This window comes from Atopobium sp. BS2, assembly GCF_000565075.1.
Taxonomy (GTDB): domain Bacteria; phylum Actinomycetota; class Coriobacteriia; order Coriobacteriales; family Atopobiaceae; genus Lancefieldella.
Genome location: NZ_JDFG01000039.1, coordinates 86,481 through 104,295, shown reverse-complemented (window position 1 = coordinate 104,295; position 17,815 = coordinate 86,481). Strand labels below are relative to the sequence as shown.

The following is a 17,815-nucleotide window of genomic DNA, read 5'->3' as shown; positions in this document are numbered from 1 at the left end:
TGAACTAAAAAAGAAGGGACTCGAGAGGGTCCCTTCTTTACCTGTAATGTGTAGGGTATATCGCGTTTAACGTGCGTTTCTCTTCTGGAAGAGCTGTCCACAAGCAGCATCAATGTCAGATCCACGAGAAAGACGGATGGTTGCTTCAACGCCAACAGAGTTGAGGCTGTTTACAAACTCCTGTGCGCGGGCAGGGGATGTTGGATGGAACTTAGAGCCCTCAATCTCGTTAAGCTGAATGATGTTAACGTGGCAGAGCGTTCCTCGACAGAAGTCTCTCAAAGCTCCAAGCTCATTGTCAGAATCGTTAACGCCTTTGATCAGCGCATATTCATACGTTGGACGACGACCGGTCTTATCGACATACTCACCCATAATGTCATACAGGTGAATCAGTGAGTATTTACGAACTCCTGGCATGAGGGCGTCTCGCGTCTTTTGTACCGCAGAGTGAAGCGAAACAGCAAGTGTAAATTGCTCTGGTTCAGAGGCAAAACGCTTAATCATAGGTATAACACCGCAGGTAGAAACCGTAATATGGCGTGCACCAATGCCAGCTCCGTCAGGGGAGTTAAGACGTCTCATTGCCGCAAGAGTAGCGTCGTAGTTCATGAAGGGCTCGCCCTGTCCCATAAGAACAACGCTGGTAACGCGCGCGTCAAAATCGTCGCGGACGTGCATAACCTGCTCGTAAATCTCGCTCGCAGAAAGAGAACGGGTGAGACCAGCAGCGCCTGTTGCACAGAAAGCACAGCCCATGGCGCAGCCAGCCTGTGTAGAAGCACAGACCGAAAGCTTATTGCCGGTTGGCATGCCAACGCACTCGACAGAAGTACCATCAGGGTAGCGAAGCAGGTATTTACGGCTTCCGTCTTCAGAGACCTGGCGAACAATTTGTTCAGCACCAGCAAGCGATACCTGCTTAGATAGCTCTTCTCGCAGCGTTTTTGGAAGATTACTCATCTGATCAAAAGAGGTAGCGCCTTTAGACCAGATCCACTCCTCAATCTGCTTTGCGCGGAATTTTGGCTGGCCAAGGGAGGCCACCAGTTCAAGAATTTGCTCTGATGAAAGGCTTCTGAGGTCAGATTTGACGGCAGCCTTCTGTGGGCGAGAATCAAGCGCGGAGATGTCTGCGCCGTCAGCCGTGGTGTTTGTGCCGTCAAGAGTATTATTTGATTGCATTTTTGTCCTTCTCCAACTCTTCTAAGCTATCTGCGGTATCTTAGAAGAAATACGTTTACTAGAGTTTACCCTATGGGAGACTTATCTGAAGGAGCGGAAATGACACGTGAAGAGCTAAAAAAGCTTCATGTAGCAGTTGTTTCAGGTGGCTGGTCAGACGAGCATGAGATTGCAATGGAGTCTGGCAAGCAGTGTGCAGCAGCACTTAAAGAAGCTGGCTTTACCAGTGTTGACCTGCTTGATGTTGCAGAAAAAGACTTTGTAGTTACCCTTGCTCAGGGCGGTTATGATGTCGTGTACGTTGCTATGCACGGCCGCTTTGGTGAGGATGGTTGCATCCAGGGTCTTCTCGAGATTCTGCACATTCCTTACACGTTTTCTGGCGTCCTTGCGTCTGCTATGGGAACCGAAAAAGAGCTGTCGAAGCTCATGTATAGGCAGGCAGGCGTTCCAACTCCTAAGGGAATTGACGTTGCTGCAGGTACCGTCTTCACAGATGAACAGGTAGACAAGCTTATTGAGGACCTCGGACTCCCTATGTTTGTAAAGCCTTCTGGCAACGGCTCCAGCTACGGCGTTACGCGCGTTACTTCGCGAGAAGAGCTTCCCGCTGCACTTGAACTTGCAGGCGAGCAGGGCGAGCGCATCCTAATCGAGGAGAGCATTGAGGGAACGGAGATTACCGTTCCTGTTATTGGCAACGAGGACCCAACAGCTCTGCCAATCGTTGAGATTGTTACGGGCGATGAGTTCTACAGCATTAAGACAAAATATGAGCCAGCATCCCTGCACCATGTGATTCCAGCTCGTCTTGAGCCTGCAGTATATGCACGTGCTCAGGAGCTAGCTATCAAGGCTCACAATGCACTTGGTTGCCGCGGCGTTTCTCGTAGTGACTTTATTGTTACGAAGGACGGCGTCCCAGTGGTACTGGAGACAAATACCATTCCTGGTATGACTGCCCGTTCTTTGCTGCCTGATTCTGCACGTACCGGCGGCATTGATTTCCCTGAGCTCTGCACTCGCTTTATTGAGTTTGCACTTGAGGATCGCCAGTAGATTTGTAGGTTATGACCAGCACTAAAAGCGCTACGCAAAAACTAGAAGAACTCATTCTTCCAGGTACCCCCTCTGCGGTTTGCAAGAAGTATTTAGAACTTGCAGAGAGGGCGGAGCATGAGTCGTTTGATGTCTTAGAGGACGACATTGTTGTTTTGGATACCGAGACAACAGGTTTGTCCTTTAAGAAATGCTCCCTTATTGAGATTTCTGCTGTTAAATTGAGTGGCAGAGAGATTGTGGAGCGCTTTCAGACTTTTGTTGATCCAGGGTGTCCAATTCCAGAAGAGATTACAGCTCTCACTTCAATCACCGATGAAGACGTTAAGGGCGCACCAAGCGCAAAGGAAGCCGTTGCTGCACTTGCAGAATTTGTCGGCGGTCTTCCGGTTTTGGCTCACAACGCCACCTTTGACCGTACGTTTATTGAACGGGTGCCCGGCGGAACTTCTGTCTCCGATACCTGGATCGATACGCTGTCGCTCTCACGCATAGCGCTACCTCGACTTTCTTCACACAAGCTTTCCAGCATGGCAGAAGCGTTTGGCACTATGAAGGTTACGCACCGCGCAAGTGACGACGTAGATGCTCTTTGTGGCATGTGGCGCATCTTGCTTTTGGGACTTATGAATCTGCCTCGCGGTCTTCTCGCCAAACTGGCGTCAATGCACGACGGAGTGGAGTGGACGTTTAGGCCAATCTTCTCGTATTTGTCGCAAATGAAGGAAGAAGAAGCAGTTCAGCGCGGTGTCGCAAAGAAAGATGCAACAGGTGCCGAACTTGCAGATGCAGAGATCTCGGGCACGTTTTTCTCGCTCAAGGACATTCGCAGCCAGCTTGTCGCTGACATAAAAGCAAAGGCGAGAAGAGACGCGGATGACCCAGAGACGCCTGCCATGCTGCCTATTTCCAAAGACGAGATTCACAGAGCGTTTGCTAAACCGGGCATTGTCTCGCAGATGTATGACAAATTTGAGGCACGCAACGAGCAGGTTAGCATGTCCGTTGAGGTCAGAAACGCGCTGGTAACTTCTTCGCATAGAGAGCTTGAGGCGGGGACTGGTATTGGCAAGTCGATTGCATACCTGCTGCCTGAGGTGCTTTTTGCGCAGAAAAATGACGTTACCGTAGGCATTGCCACAAAGACAAACGCCTTGACTGACCAGCTAGTTGCTCATGACCTTCCGGCTCTTGCACGAGCGTTGCCAAACGGATTGAGCTTCTGCAGCTTAAAAGGATACGAGCACTATCCGTGCCTGCATCGCGTTGATAGGGCCGCTCTTGAGGAACTTCCACTGACGCTGCTTGATCAGGAAGGGCGCTCGAGCAATAGTGTTGCGTCTGACATGCTGACCGCAATTGCGGTGATTTATGCCTACGCGTGCCAGTCGGCTGATGGCGATTTGGATGCGTTGGGGATTCGCTGGCGCTCGGTTCCACGAGAGATGGTAACTATCAAAGCAGCGGAGTGCCTGCGCTCTAAGTGTCCGTATTACCCTCATGAGTGCTTTGTTCATGGAGCTCGTAAACGTGCGGGATCTTCGGATGTTGTGGTAACCAATCACTCTCTGTTACTGAGAAACGTTGCTGCTGACGGAAAAATTCTGCCACCTATCAGACATTGGGTGATTGACGAGGCTCATGGCTTTGAGGCTGAAGCTCGCCATCAGTGGGCAGTAGAAATTTCTGCCAAAGAGATGAGAAACGGCTTTGAGCTGCTTGGTGGAATTAAGTCCGGAGCCATTCATGCTGCTATGGTAGGCGCCGCTAATCTTGAGGACTCTACGCTGCTCACCGGTCTTCTCACGCGCTCTGCTGCCGCAGTTCAGCGAGCCATGGCAGCAATGGGCAACCTTATGGCCACCGTGCATGAGCTGGCTCCATTGGCCAAAAGCGACGGCGGCTATAACTCCCTTCAGCTTTGGATTAACGATGAGGTAAGAGAGACAGAGGAATGGAAAGAGGTCTTGGAGACCGCTTCCGTTGCTCTTTCTGCTCTTGAAGAAGCAACGCTTCGTATAGGAAAAACCACCGAGGCACTCATTGCATCAGCTCCAAACCTTGCAAGCAACTTGAGCGAGGCGGGGGTGTTCTTGAGCACCCTTTTGGAGTCTCTGAAGCTCATTTGCGAGGGAACGGACAAGAGTTATGTCTATTCAGCAAAGTTGACTCGACTGAAGCGTGATATTGGCTCTGAGGCTCTTGTGGCTGAGAAGCTTGATATTGGTGCAGAGCTGGCAGAGAAGTGGCTTCCTGAGACGCACTCCGTTGTGTTTACCTCGGCGACCATTGCTGTTGGAGATGATTTCTCGCATTTTGAGCACGCTGTTGGCCTGGATAGAGGCGCCTTTGAACACAAGAGTCTGCACTTAGAGTCAAGCTTTGACTACGAGAATCATATGGCTGCCTTTGTGGCCGAAGACATGCCTGCACCAACTGATCCAGGTTACCTAGACGCTCTGGAAAAGCTGCTATACGACGTTCATGTTCAGATGGGTGGCTCAGTGCTGACGCTCTTTACCAACAGACGCGATATGGAGCGCCTCTATGAAGCGTTGGAGCCACGCTTGAGTGAGCAGGGCCTTAATCTTGTCTGCCAGGAGCGCTCTTCTTCTGCACGTCGTGTTCGTGAAAAGTTCCTAGCCGAAAAGAACCTCTCGCTGTTTGCTCTTAAATCGTTCTGGGAAGGCTTTGATGCTGCGGGAGACACGCTTAGGTGCGTAGTAATTCCTAAGCTTCCGTTTGCAAGCCCTAATGAACCGCTGGTCAAAGAGCGTGAAGCGCGAGAAGATCGTGCGTGGTGGCGTTATTCTCTGCCAGAGGCGGTAATTGCAACAAAGCAGGCTGCTGGTCGCCTTATTAGAAGCGCTGAGGATAAGGGCGTTTTGGTGCTTGCCGATTCCAGACTGGTGTCCAAGCGATATGGCAGCTCGTTCTTAAAATCGCTGCCTAACAAGAACTACCAGCGTGTTTGCACAAAGGACATCTCCGAGCAAATTGCCAAGTGGCGAGAAGAACACGACGCGTAGCAGGGCTGCAATCACCTGATTGGCTTAGAGCTGCTCTTCTGCAGCAAGCAAAGACGCAGCGTAAGTGCGCATTGCGTGCATCACGGCCTTGTCTTTGGTTGTTACTTTTCCCTTAAGGGCAAGCAACCGCTGTAGCAGCCATGTTCCGCCGTAGTAGGGGATAGTTGCTTTAATTTCTACAGCATTGCGCTGGCTTCCAACTGTTTTAAGTCCCGGCCACGAATAGTGCGTAAGAGCGGTTTTATCAAAGAAGGTAAGCTCTACCAGCTGAGACTTTTCTTGCATAGCAGAATCTTGCACGCGTTCCGCAAGCTTTCTGTGCTCAAATGAAGCGGATTGCGTTTCAATGCAGCTCATTCGATTGACCCTAAAGACCCTTTGCTGCTCTAGGTTTAAATCAACCCCCTCGATAAGCCACCCATTTTCTCCGTATGACAGCTTATAGGGAAGAACCTCTCTCTGGCTAATTGCAGTATCTCTATCACCGCGAGCTTCTGCAACAGACGCCTCAGAGCGATAGTCGAATGAAATAACTTGTGATTCTGCAATTGCATTTGAGCAGGTGAGGAACGCATCTACTTCTTTAGAGTGACTTTTGGAGACAAGAGAGACCGAAGACCCGTCCGGTGAAGAGCTTTTTGTATATGGAGGCTTCAAGAGGCTCCAAAATACACTTTCTTGGGGCAAAGCGAGAGCGGTAAAAGCCTCTTTAAGTGCCAAGGTTTCTTCATCCGTTAAGACAAGCCTGCGAGCAGTAAAGGGAGACTCTCCAACAAGTGTCAGAGTATCTTGGTCTCCCGTAAGGGGGAGGGGAAGATAGCCATTCTCGTCCGTGAGCTGCAAAAGCTCCATCAGAATAGCAGCCTCTTCAGAGGAGATGGCAAATCGTGACTGAACCGCGCTTAGCTCAACTGCGTCAAAAGACTCCCTCAATGCAGAAGCAAGCAGTATGAGCTTATAGACAGCTGACGATATGTTTTTTCTTCCAAAAGAGGTGTTTTTAACAGCCATTGGCAACCTCGCTTAAAGACTCTTTCCACTTTGCGAGAAGAGACTCTGGAGACCTTGGAATTAATCCATGAGCAAGAATCCAAGATAAAGCGGTGTCTTCATGAGCGTAAGTAACGGTCCACAAAGCGCCATTAGAGAGGAGCTCAACATCCCCTTGACCTTGCGAGAAATGTTCAAAAGCAGCGAGTATATTTTTGGGGACAAACGCGGTAAGCGTGTCTGCTTGCAATCCGAGCTGGAAATCAAGGAGTTTATAGTCTTTTGAATCAAACTCTTCTGGTATGGAGAAGGACTCATTTTTAAGAATCGCGGCATCTAAAACACGGTCAACGCGAAAAGTTTTGATGGAAGCGCTCTCAGTACCGGATGAAAAATCTTGGGCCACAAAGTATAGAAGTCCCTGTGAAACAAAGAAGTCCAGCACGCCCAGATGTTTTTGCTTAACTAGGTCCTGTGAGTTTGTGTAGGTGATGTTTACCAGTTGTTTAGAGCTGAGTGATTCGTATAGAACAGGAAAGACTTTGTTTTGGGAAGAAGCGCTGAGTTTTTGGCTGTCTGACTTACCTGAGTCCAAGGAATAAAAGTTACCCACAATTTTAGAGAGCGCGTTTCTCAATTCCTCTTGGTATACAAACGTTGCGTCAGTGAGAATTGCACTGCAGATTACAAGCAGCTGATTGGCATCTTCAGGGCTTAAGTCGTACGAGGAATTAAAGAAATTCGAGTCCGAAAGATAGAATGACTTTTCTTTTCCCGTTTTTACCTCTGTAATTGCAAATCCAAGCTGTTTCAAAACAGTGCGATCTCTTGAAAAAGTTCTTAAAGCAGAATCGGTAGATAAATCTGAGTAAATCGCTGCATATATTTCTGCCGAGGGTAGAGGTCCCTTTTGAATTAGCAGCATAAATAGCGAGAAAATCCTCCAGGCACCAAGTTCATTATTACCTAGAGTTTGATTGTTTGGAGCCATATCCACCTCCCGCTTTTTGCTAGTTGAACTCAAATCTCTCTAAACATATACGAAAGTTTTTGATATTTAGTGCAGAATTTCTAAATTTGGACGTAAAAATACACTTTAACCGCTATATTTCGATATAAGACGTATACTAATGACGTATATATGAAACCTGTCAGAAGACATGCCAACGAAGGACGTAGTATGGCCATCACACATGACTATGTTGACTATCTAGACGAGCAGATTGATATTGCTCCTGCCGGTAGCCAAGAGGAGCTTCAGGCTGCTCAAACCATTGCTGAAGAAATGAAACTTCACGGGCTTGAGGCAACCATTGAAGAATTTGACGCTAAGTCTATTAAGAGTCTTGGCTACTCAATCTATCTAATCCTCCTCTTCATTGGCGTTATTTTTGCAGGCACTGGTAATGCAGCACTCATTGCTTTTGGCGTTCTGCTTGTCGCTGGTTTTGGCGCACTTACGTGTCTCAAGTATTTTGGTAATGACATTCTTGGCTCATTTGGATCTTCTATTAGAAGCCAGAACGTTGTTGCTAAACACGAAGCCACTGGTGAGCTTGTCGCAAAAGGCAATCGTCCAATCGTAATTGTTGCTCACTATGACTCTCCACATACAAACTTCCTTGTTGAGTCTCCTGTAGCAAAGTACGTACCACTTGTACAGAGGTATGCGCGTTGGTGTGTAGTTGCCGTGTTTGTTGCTACGTTTGTTCAGATTCTTCGTTTCCTTCCTGATCCAGTTCGTGTCCTTTTCTGGATTGTTGGTATTCTTGCAGCTCTTCCACTTGTTGCTCTTTCTGTCGCAACTATTGCAGAGCGTTTTGCACCTTGCACTATTGGCGCAAACAACAACAAGTCTTCAGTTGCAGCACTTCTTGGTATTCTCGAGAATGTCCGTCCTACTGGTCATCGACCCGAGGTTGTTCATCATTTTGCAGGAGATGCAGCTGCACTTATCCCAGAGCCTGATGAGGTGGAAGGCGTCCGCCACGGCGAGGAAGTTCTTAATTCACTGGGCATTCTTCCTGAGGATTGCGAAGTAAGCTACGTTGCTTATGACACTACTGGTGCAAGCCAGACTGCATCTCTCGAGGATGTTGCAGAGGCTGTAAATGCAACAACAGAAGAAGAGCAGACTGAGGATGCCTCTGCTGACAACACCGTTGCGTATGATTCTGTTGACGATGAGCTCAATGCAACTATGAAGCAGGTTCACGAGTCCGCTGATGCAGATGCAACGCAGGTACAGCCTGAAGCAACACATGAGCTCCATGCTAAGAACGATTTTGCTCGTCGGGCATCCCTCTTTGATCTCCCTGATCCTTCTGGCGACGCCGTTGATCCACTGGCTCCATCTTCTGAGCCAGCTCCTCACTATGTTCCAGCTCCAACATCTGCACCTTCTCCAGAGGTAGAAGACGAAGAGAGCCCATTCGACACCATTTCGGCTGATGAGGGTCTCACAGAGGCACAGGACGCAAAGACTCCTGAGGCAAAGCGCCGTTCCTTTAGACTCTTCGGTCGTAACGACGGACCATCAGATGACTGGAAGGGCGGAGCAGCTCCATCTGCAGAGAATCGTGAAGATGCTGACTCTGAGGATGCATCTGTTGTCTCTGAGGATGATCTTCGTAATGCTGTTCTATCTCTCTCTGATGACGAACTCATTGCACATGACATTTGGTTTGTTGCGCTTGGAGCATCTGACTTTGATCACGCAGGCATGAGGGAGTTCCTCGCAAAGCATAGAACTGATATTCGCGGTGCTTTTCTCATTAACCTTGATTGTGTTGGTGCTGGTACGCTCTCCATTCTTAAGAATGAGGGAATTGGCAACGTTCGCCGCGCTGACCGTAGAATGACTCGACTCCTTTCTACTATTGCAACTGATCTTCATATTGATGTTGAGCAGCGTGCATTTGACTGGGACACCACTGATGCAACTCCTGCAATGCAGAATTCAGTTCGTTCTGTTACCTTGATGGGCTTGAATGAGGATGGACTTCCTACGCTTAGCCGCACCGCTGCCGATATTCGCGAGAACGTTAATGCTGGTCAGTGTGCTGATGCTGCAGCTCTTGTTACTGAGCTTATTAGACGCTCATAAACGAACAAGAAACTAGTACAAATTTTTAAGAAAGGGCAGAGAGTTCTGCCCTTTCTTTTTTGCGCCAAGACAAGGTTGCTCAACTAAAAGGAGCGTCTTATTTTTGCTGCAAATAAGTGGACACATCCAATAAGTACCGATCCTGCCAAGGCGAGTAAAAGGGGAACTGCGTAGGCATTGTCTGCCGTGCCCGGAAGATGGGGCCTAGGCGTCACACGAATAGTTTGTGCTTTAGAGTGACTATCGGTGTGCGAAGCAACTTTCTCACCATCTTTTGAGATGGTTTCGTAGGCGGTAACTTCTTTACCTTCAAGTGAGGCAGTCCTTACAGAAAAAGGAACCGCAGCTTCTCCCGATGAGGTAGGAGCTTTGAAGCGGACAGTTCCGCGAGCAACAGGTTCTGCCGTACCTTCTTGGAGCTGCTTTGTTTCATAGAGCTCTCCGGTAATTTCGTACTCTTCTCCTGGGGTAAGACCCTCGTATTTAATGTGATCAACAAGATTGAGTTTCTCGGCATATTCAGGATTTTTTGACCCTTCAGCATCCACAAGCATTGTTTGTAAAGAAATTCTTTCATCAATGAGCTTGGGTGCTTCTACAGTCTCTTCAGAAGTAAGAGTGACCGTTGGGTTCCATTCTTTGTTAAGAGAGTATCCCGCTGGAGCCGTAACCTCTTTAAGTGAATAGGAGCCAAAGGGAAGGTCTTTAACCGCCGCTTCTCCAGATTCGTCTGTTTCTACTGTGGTGACAACTTCGTGAGGAGCAATCCATTTTCCCTGGTAGAAGATAGGTTGAGCAGAGCTATTAGTTAGCTCAATTTTGGCGCCCTTAAGACTTGGCATTTCACCTACTTCAGAATAACCATCAGGTGAACTTAGAGAAGTATGCCCGATTTTCTTAACTCTAAGATTTCCTCTTATTACCTCGTCTTTGAAGGTAAAGGAGTGCTCAGACGAGGAATTCTCTTTTCCGCTAGAAAGATTTGTCCAGATAAGATTGCCGTCTTGGCTTGATAGCTTCCAGGTTTGAAGTGAATGTTCTGGAAGTTTATAGCCTTCAGGTGCTTGAATTTCTTCGATTTGGTAATACCCCAGAGGAAGCCAGGGTTTCTCGCCAAGAGTAAAAAGATCATCTCCAGAAACCTTATGCTCTGCGTCAAAAGAAACAAAACCGTGAGCATCTGTCGAGAAAACCCATGTTCTTATTATTGTTTCAGCAGAGCCGCTATAGGTCACTTTAAAAAGTGCACCCTGTAGCGTTGCGTTTCCTTGGGGAGAAGCGCTTTGCTGCTCAGAACGAGCGTCTTCGTCGAGGCTAGTGCTGTGGTCAAAGTCTTGTTTTGAAATGCGTAGATCAAACTCTCCAATAGGAGTATCGGTAACCGTGAGAGTGCTCTCTTCCTGGTTTGTTATTTTTACAGCATGAACCGATTGGTCAAGAAGAAAGCCCTTTGGTGCAGCGGTTTCTTTTACATACACCGTTCCAACAGGAAGATTGTCGAGCGTTGCAGACCCAGATTTATCAAGGGTGAGACTGCCAAGAAGATTGGTACAACTCTCATCGGAATATACTCCGTAGACAGCGCCTTTTAGGGTGTAGTGCTCGTTATTGGAGGTGACATCAGGCAATAAGGAACTTTTGGTAATTTTGAGTGAGCCAGATTGCTGTCCAAAGAAAAACAGAACCTGTTTGTCTCCTGTGGGTACAAAGAGCTTGGCAACTCCGTTTTCTGGACTGCCGCCGTTGGTTTGAGCATAGTTCATAGCATCGGAATAGAACTGCTCAATAGGCTGATGAAGTTCTGCCTGAGGAACACTTACCGCAAGTGCATGGGCTTCACCGCGCATAACAGCCCACAGTGTAAACTGCGTGATGGCTCGTGCCTTCCATCCCGTATATCCATACACGTCCTTTTCTTGGGACGCAGTAGCTCCGTGATAGATGATGTAATCAATAGCTCGAAGCTGTTCATTTGTATACGTTCCACCGCGAGCGCCGTTGGCTGAGGTGAGCTTTGTATAAGATTGCGGGTCAACCACACTTCCCGTTGCTCCTGGCCATGCACCATAATGGTTAAATTCATCTCCACAGTAAAGATAGGTACCATCGCTAGCAGTCCACATGGGAATTTGCTGTCCACCAGGAAAATCTTCTCTTTGTGCAACGGTAAATGAGGGTTCTTGTGCAAAAGCAAGCCTATGGGCAGGCTTTAGGAAAAAATGGCTGAGGAGAAGTGCTCCAAGTAACAGAGGAATAAACCAGAAGTGAAAGACAGAAGAAGGGGTTTGTCTTCGTGCAGCTGTTTCCTTCTTAGGTTTTGAGGATTTTGTGATAAACATGCGTGCCTCCAAACTGAAAAATCAGAGGTAGATTGTGTATATAGAGATATTTGGTAATGCATAAATGTGAGCTTTTGTTGCAACATATAGACAATTAGTGTTAACGTATTCAGTAATCAGTAACACTTACTAATTAATGAGGTTATCGTGCGTTACAGCAAGCAACGTGAGGCAATTCGTACTTATATGGAAGGTCGCCATGACCATCCAACAGCAGATAGTGTGTATGCAGCAGTAAGAGAGGAGTTACCAAACATCTCTCTTGGAACTGTTTACCGTAACCTTATGCAGCTTGTTGACGCAGGCGAGCTCCAGGTTGTTAATACCGGCGATAATATCTCTCGTTTTGATCCAACCACAACCGAGCATGCACACTTCCAGTGTCATGAGTGTGGCCGTGTCTTTGATGTTGACGGACCAGTTCTGAGGGACCTTACCAATCTCACCAAGGATTCTTGCGGCGAGGTTGACTCTTACGCTCTGTGCTTTACGGGTATTTGCAACGAGTGCCTAGCTAAGAACCCAGCGCTCCATCACAGCGTTAACTAATGTGTTGCAACAAAACAGCCTTCTTTAAGACCGGTGTTTCACCGGTCTTTTTCTTTATGGGGGAGCCTCAGGTTTGCGAGAAAACCTGTCTGCTAGACGCGCCCGCAGGCCCGCATGTCCTACGGAAGGGAAGCTGCTTGGCATGACGGGATCTCCGCCAAGCAGCTTTGCCCGAGGAAGGCGGAGTTGTCGGGTGGAGAGCAGGCGCCTATAAGAGGCGGGATAGTGGTGTGCGGGGGTTTCTCGCCAGAAGTACTTTTGCATAGCGCTCCTTTCGTTGGAGAGCATGCTAAAGAGTGACTTTGTGCCTATTCTGGCCAGCGCCTGTCCAGTTTCTGACGGAGAAAATTTGTGTGGGTGCATATTTGTTGTATATGCGCAGCTAGGCAGAAAACAACTCATCAAACTTTTATCTAGTTGCTGAGCAAGCGATTAAAAGGCAAAAAATACTGTGATAAAATCTACACAATTGCGGGTATCGCCAAGTGGTAAGGCAATGGCTTCCCAAGCCATCATCCGCGGGTTCGAATCCCGTTGCCCGCTCCAAAGACATACAAGAGCCCTTCGGGGCTCTTTTTATGGACAAGATTGAAATTTGGCGTTGTGAAGAAGGTTGTTCGGGTAGAAGTTGAGCGGAAATATTTTGGATATATCTTTGATAGAGCGTGCTTAAGTACTCGAATTACGCGGACTGATGGTTGAAGGGAACAACATGGCACAAATTCCTATGACAGATCAAGAGGTAAAGATTGCTCTTGATGCGCTGTCTGATCAGATTGATAAATACGCAGAGCTTCTTGTTAAGAAGGGATGCGCAATTTCTGAGGGAAGTCAGCTGGTAATTAACGCTTCAATTGAGATTGCTGATTTTGCCCGTAGGGTTCAGCGAGCAGCTTATGCGGCTGGCGCAGAATTTGTCACAGTTATTTGGGGCGATCAAGAGTCCTCAAGAATTATGTACGAAAACGTTGACCTAGCGCGTCTCTCTAAGACACCAAGCTGGAAGATTGAGCAGCTTAACTCCCTTGCAGAGCAGGGTGCAGCATTTTTGTTCCTCTCGTCTGATGATCCAAATGGTCTAAAGGGAATTGATCCAGAAAAGCCAGCTGCTGTTTCTCGCGCAAGAAACTTAGAGTGCGACGTCTTTAGAAACGGTATGGACTTTGGTAAAAACGTTTGGTGTATTGCTGGTGTTCCTGCAGCTGAATGGGCAAAGGTAATTTTCCCAGAGCTTTCTGAGGCTGAGGCAATCTACAGGCTTTGGATTGCAATTTTGGACGTTGCTCATGCAAGTGGAGAAGATCCTCAGAGTGCTTGGGAGACCCACAATGCAACATTTGAGAAAACCAAGCGCTTCATGAATTCTCATCAGTTTGAAGAGCTTCGCTATGAATCTTCAAATGGAACTAATCTGACTGTTGGTATGAACCCAGGGCATCTTTGGGAGGGCGGCGCTGGAAAGACTCAGGATGGAACGTTGTTCTTCCCTAACATTCCTACCGAGGAAGTCTTTACAACGCCAAACTATCGCAAGGTAAACGGCACTGTTCACTCTGCGTTGCCTCTGATTCATGCCGGCCAGATTGTTAAAAACTTCTGGTTTACCTTCAAAGACGGCGAGGTTGTTGACTACGGCGCTGAACAGGGCAAAGACGTTCTGACTTCTATTGTTTCTCAGAAGGGCGGCAAGTACCTGGGAGAATGCGCTTTAATCTCTAAAAACACACCTATTCGCCAGAGCGGCATTCTGTTCTACGATACCCTGTATGACGAGAATGCTAGCTGCCATTTAGCACTTGGAATGGGCTTCCCAGAGTGCCTGAAGGGCGGCCTTGAAATGAGTCCAGAAGAGCTTTTGGCCCACGGCGTTAATCAGAGCACTACACACGTTGATTTTATGATTGGTGCAGACGATTTGAACATTTGGGGAATTTCTGCCGATGGAAAAGAAACACCAATTTTCGTAAATGGACAATGGGCATGGGAGTAAACTGCTACACTATCCTAGTTGCGTGGTAAAATTGCCACGCCCGATAATGGGCCGTTAGCTCAGTTGGTAGAGCAGGGGACTTTTAATCCCAAGGTCTAGGGTTCGAACCCCTAACGGCCCACCAGGTAATTCAAAGGTCGGGTACCATAGTGGTACTCGACCTTTTCTTTTACGAGCAGAAGGAGTCTCATCGTGGTAGATCGCTACACCGGCAAAGAAATGGGCCACATCTTTTCTTTGGAGAACAAGTACACCGTTTGGCAGGAAATTGAAGTCCTTGCGTGCGAAGCACAGGCTGAGCTTGGTGTTATTGGCATTTCTCGCGAAGAGGCAGCTTGGATTCGAGAGCACGCTGCGTTTAACCGCGCTGAGGTAGACGAGATTGAGGCCGTTACCAACCACGACGTCATTGCCTTCCTGACCAATATGGGCTCCTACATTGATGCCAAGGTTCCAGAGGGTGAGCTTAAGCCAAGTCGCTGGGTTCACTACGGCATGACCTCAACGGACCTGGGCGACACCGCCCTTTGCTATCAGCTCACCCAGGCGTGTGACCTGCTTATTGCTGCGGTTCGTCGCTGCGCTGCTATCTGCAAGCGTCGCGCGTTTGAGGAGCGCGATACCCTCTGCGTTGGTCGTACTCACGGCATTCACGCCGAGCCTATGACCTTTGGCATGAAGTTTGGTAGCTGGGCATGGGAGTTTAAGCGCGACCTTGACCGCTTGAAGGATGCTCGCAAAAACGTTGCCTATGGTGCTATTTCTGGTGCTGTTGGAACTTACTCTTCCATTGATCCTTTTGTAGAGGAGTATGTTTGCGAGAAACTCGGTCTTGTCCACGACCCACTTTCAACCCAGGTAATTTCTCGCGATCACCACGCGTACCTTGCTGGTGTTCTGGCAACCGTTGCTGCTACCTGCGAGCGTATTGCAACTGAGATGCGTGCGCTGCAGAAGACCGATACCCTCGAGGCTGAGGAGCCATTCCGCAAGGGCCAGAAGGGCTCTTCCGCTATGCCTCACAAGCGCAATCCTATTACTGCCGAGAAGATCTGTGGTTTGTCCCGCGTAGTTAAGGCAAACGCACAGGTTGCTTTTGATAACGTTGCTCTTTGGCACGAGCGCGATATCAGCCACTCTTCCGCTGAGCGCGTTGCCCAGGCAGACAGCTTTATTGCTCTTGACCACATGCTGTCAAAGCTTGAGTTCCTGCTTGATGGCATGGTCCTGTATCCAGAGCAGATGATGGCCAACCTCAATAAGACCCGTGGCATGCTCTTCTCGTCAAAGGTTCTTCTTGCCCTGGTCAACACTGGTATTACTCGTGAAGAGGCATACAAGATTGTTCAGTCCAACGCTATGAAGGTCTGGGCAGATATTCAGCAATGCAAGGAAGGACCATCCTACCAGGAGCTTCTTGAGGCAGACCCAGCCTGTACGCTGAGCCATGAGGAGCTTGAGAAAATCTTTGACCCTCGCGCATTCCTTACCCGTTCAAACGTTTTGTTTGACCGTCTTGAGCATCTTGAATTGGACTAAATCGTGTCACTGTTTGGGAACATTTCTCGCCGAAACTTCTTTAAGACGGGAGCGGCTGGTGTCGTAGTTGCGGGTGCAATTAGCATCGCGTCTGGCTGCTCTCATCAAGAAGGCTCGGGAGATGCAGGAAAACCGCTGGTACTTGACGAGTCCTCTGGCACAAATGTGCTGGACTCCTATAGCTCAGCGGAGTATTCTGCCCAACCTAGCCAGACTTGGACTCTTCCTTTGGGAAGCGTGCTGCATCCAGCCGATGGAAATTGGATTCCCGTTACCACGGCCGGAGCGTCTGCTACGCCAATGGTAAAGGGCTCTGCTCTTTCGCTGACGTCTGGCCAGGTTGTTGACGTTGTTCCTGCGGCTCAGATGAACAATACCACCGCCGTAATTTACGACGTTCGCTGCTCCGACTCCGTTTATGCATGGGTTGAGGTGGATACCACAACCTTTGACTGGGAGCTTCTTGCCGCACCATTTTCCGACGGCAAGCTTACTGGAGATGCAAAGGTCCTCTACAAGGCCGATAAAAACTGGGATCCGGCTCCGTTTGCCTGCGGAGACGATAAGGTGGTTTGGCTAGTCCAACCAGCTTCTTCTGGCGAGAAAACCCGTGAATCTTCGCACTGCTACGTGTGGCGTGTGGGGGATTCTGAGGGAACGGACGCCGTTGAATCTCCAGGTAGATTTGCTACTGCACCGTCTATCTCAAAGGGCGTAGTTACCCTTACTCCTCGAGTTCGCGCCTCCGAAGGCACTTTCTATGGCGTTACAGCATACCTGCTGGGAGACAACCTTAAAACCAAGGTTGACCAGCTTGTTATGCCTCAATCTGTTAAACCTTTTGCAGCAAGTCGCGTAGACGATAAGTTTATTGTGTCAGTTGAAGCAAGTTATGACTCGGGCGGTCTGTTGGGCAAGATGGGAACATATATCCTGCCTGCTTCAGGCGAAAACCCTTACGTCATAGAGCGTGAACCTTATGCAATATCGGCAGGTAAAGGTAGTCTTTACATAGTTAAGAGCCGTGCCTCTTACGTGCTTGTTGATACGCAAAATCAAACGGCAAACTGGCTCTATTCAATGGATAGAAGCGTTGATTACGGAGAGTTTCCCGCTCGAGAAGGCAACTGTGATTCTTTTGTAACCTACTCAACTGTTAAGGATCCTACCAGCGGATATCCGGCTTCCGTGACAGTTCGTGTTTTTTCTTTGTAGATTATTTGTAGGTATAGAGATAGAATGAATACAAATAATTAATGAATAATCGTAATGTGCCATACGCACATACATGCAGGGCAAAAGAAAAGGGGAGACAATGGCTTCCGACGAGAAGAAAATTCTGATTGTCGAAGATGAGAAAGTCATCCGTGACGCCGTCTCAGCATATCTTGAGCGCGAAAATTACGTTGTTAAGGGCGTTGGCGACGGTCAAAGTGCAGTTGAAGAGTTTGAAAAGCACGCATTTGACCTGGTGATTCTCGATCTTATGCTCCCAAAACTTTCTGGAGAGCGCGTTTGCCGTGCAATTAGAGATACCTCTAACGTGCCTATCATCATGCTTACCGCAAAAGGTGAGGTAGAAGACAGAATTATTGGTCTTGAGCTTGGTGCTGATGACTATCTTGTTAAGCCTTTCTCGCCGCGCGAGCTGGTGGCACGCGTTCGCGCATTGTTCCGCCGCACGTATTCTGAGCCAGATACTGCTGTTGACGTGCTTGATTACGGCACTCTTACTATTGATATTTCTGGTCACAAGATTCTCATCAACAACGAGGAAGTTGACCTGACCGCTTCAGAGTTTAAGCTGCTCACCACCCTTGCTCGCTATCCTGGTCGCGTGTACACACGTATGGAGCTTGTCGAGAAGGTCCTGGGTTATGACTTTGAGGGCTATGAGCGTACTATTGATTCGCACGTCAAGAACTTGCGCGCAAAGCTCGGCGATGATCCTCGTAATCCTCGCTGGCTGTTCACCGTTCACGGTGTTGGCTATCGCTTTGAGGCTGGCAACGCTAGCCACGAGTCCTAA

12 protein-coding genes and 2 tRNA genes are annotated in these 17,815 nt (G+C 48.4%); 10 read left to right on the top strand and 4 right to left on the bottom strand.

Features of this window, described 5'->3' with window-relative positions; all coding sequences use genetic code 11:
- Window positions 1-66: 66 nt before the first annotated feature.
- On the bottom strand, window positions 67-1,185 hold the full coding sequence (rlmN, locus tag HMPREF1492_RS05130) for a dual-specificity RNA methyltransferase RlmN (RefSeq protein ID WP_035436610.1): 1,119 nt from the start codon (window positions 1,183-1,185) through the stop codon (window positions 67-69).
- 99 nt (window positions 1,186-1,284) lie between these two features.
- Between rlmN and HMPREF1492_RS05125 the strand changes: the two genes are divergently transcribed.
- Entirely contained in the window at window positions 1,285-2,244 is a 960-nt protein-coding gene (locus HMPREF1492_RS05125; protein ID WP_035436608.1) for a D-alanine--D-alanine ligase family protein, read from the top strand.
- A gap of 11 nt (window positions 2,245-2,255) precedes the next feature.
- Window positions 2,256-5,273 carry a helicase C-terminal domain-containing protein gene (locus tag HMPREF1492_RS05120; protein WP_035436605.1) on the top strand — a complete coding sequence of 1,006 codons (3,018 nt, stop codon included), beginning with the start codon at window positions 2,256-2,258 and terminating at the stop codon, window positions 5,271-5,273.
- Between the two features lie 24 nt (window positions 5,274-5,297).
- On the opposite strand, the gene HMPREF1492_RS05115 is transcribed toward HMPREF1492_RS05120, so the two are convergent.
- Window positions 5,298-6,284, bottom strand: a complete 987-nt coding sequence (locus tag HMPREF1492_RS05115) for a helix-turn-helix transcriptional regulator (RefSeq protein WP_035436603.1) — start codon at window positions 6,282-6,284, stop codon at window positions 5,298-5,300.
- On the bottom strand, window positions 6,274-7,254 hold the full coding sequence (locus tag HMPREF1492_RS05110) for a helix-turn-helix transcriptional regulator (RefSeq protein WP_035436601.1): 981 nt from the start codon (window positions 7,252-7,254) through the stop codon (window positions 6,274-6,276). The genes HMPREF1492_RS05115 and HMPREF1492_RS05110 overlap by 11 nt, the downstream gene beginning before the upstream one ends.
- Window positions 7,255-7,443: 189 nt before the next feature.
- On the opposite strand from HMPREF1492_RS05110, the gene HMPREF1492_RS05105 reads away from it, so the two are divergent.
- A complete protein-coding gene (locus HMPREF1492_RS05105) occupies window positions 7,444-9,369 on the top strand; it encodes a prolipoprotein diacylglyceryl transferase (protein ID WP_035436599.1) in 1,926 nt (641 codons plus the stop codon).
- A gap of 83 nt (window positions 9,370-9,452) precedes the next feature.
- Here the strand turns inward: HMPREF1492_RS05105 and HMPREF1492_RS05100 are convergent, their stop codons facing one another.
- On the bottom strand, window positions 9,453-11,708 hold the full coding sequence (locus HMPREF1492_RS05100; protein ID WP_035436596.1) for a SpaA isopeptide-forming pilin-related protein: 2,256 nt from the start codon (window positions 11,706-11,708) through the stop codon (window positions 9,453-9,455).
- Between the two features lie 147 nt (window positions 11,709-11,855).
- Between HMPREF1492_RS05100 and HMPREF1492_RS05095 the strand changes: the two genes are divergently transcribed.
- The 7 genes from HMPREF1492_RS05095 to HMPREF1492_RS05065 all read left to right on the top strand — a co-directional run bounded on the left by HMPREF1492_RS05095 (window position 11,856) and on the right by HMPREF1492_RS05065 (window position 17,815).
- Entirely contained in the window at window positions 11,856-12,257 is a 402-nt protein-coding gene (locus HMPREF1492_RS05095; protein ID WP_084054988.1) for a Fur family transcriptional regulator, read from the top strand.
- A 471-nt stretch (window positions 12,258-12,728) separates the two neighbouring features.
- Window positions 12,729-12,803, top strand: a tRNA-Gly gene (locus HMPREF1492_RS05090).
- 166 nt (window positions 12,804-12,969) lie between these two features.
- Complete coding sequence (locus HMPREF1492_RS05085) at window positions 12,970-14,247, top strand: aminopeptidase (protein ID WP_035436590.1); 1,278 nt, start codon at window positions 12,970-12,972, stop codon at window positions 14,245-14,247.
- A 48-nt stretch (window positions 14,248-14,295) separates the two neighbouring features.
- A tRNA-Lys gene (locus HMPREF1492_RS05080) sits at window positions 14,296-14,371 on the top strand.
- 68 nt (window positions 14,372-14,439) lie between these two features.
- Complete coding sequence (gene purB, locus HMPREF1492_RS05075; RefSeq protein ID WP_035436587.1) at window positions 14,440-15,786, top strand: adenylosuccinate lyase; 1,347 nt, start codon at window positions 14,440-14,442, stop codon at window positions 15,784-15,786.
- 3 nt (window positions 15,787-15,789) lie between these two features.
- Window positions 15,790-17,001, top strand: coding sequence for a hypothetical protein (locus HMPREF1492_RS05070; protein WP_051479409.1), 1,212 nt, complete (start codon window positions 15,790-15,792; stop codon window positions 16,999-17,001).
- 100 nt (window positions 17,002-17,101) lie between these two features.
- The gene (locus tag HMPREF1492_RS05065; RefSeq protein WP_035427161.1) at window positions 17,102-17,815 is read left to right on the top strand and encodes a response regulator; all 714 of its coding nucleotides are present in this window, start codon (window positions 17,102-17,104) and stop codon (window positions 17,813-17,815) included.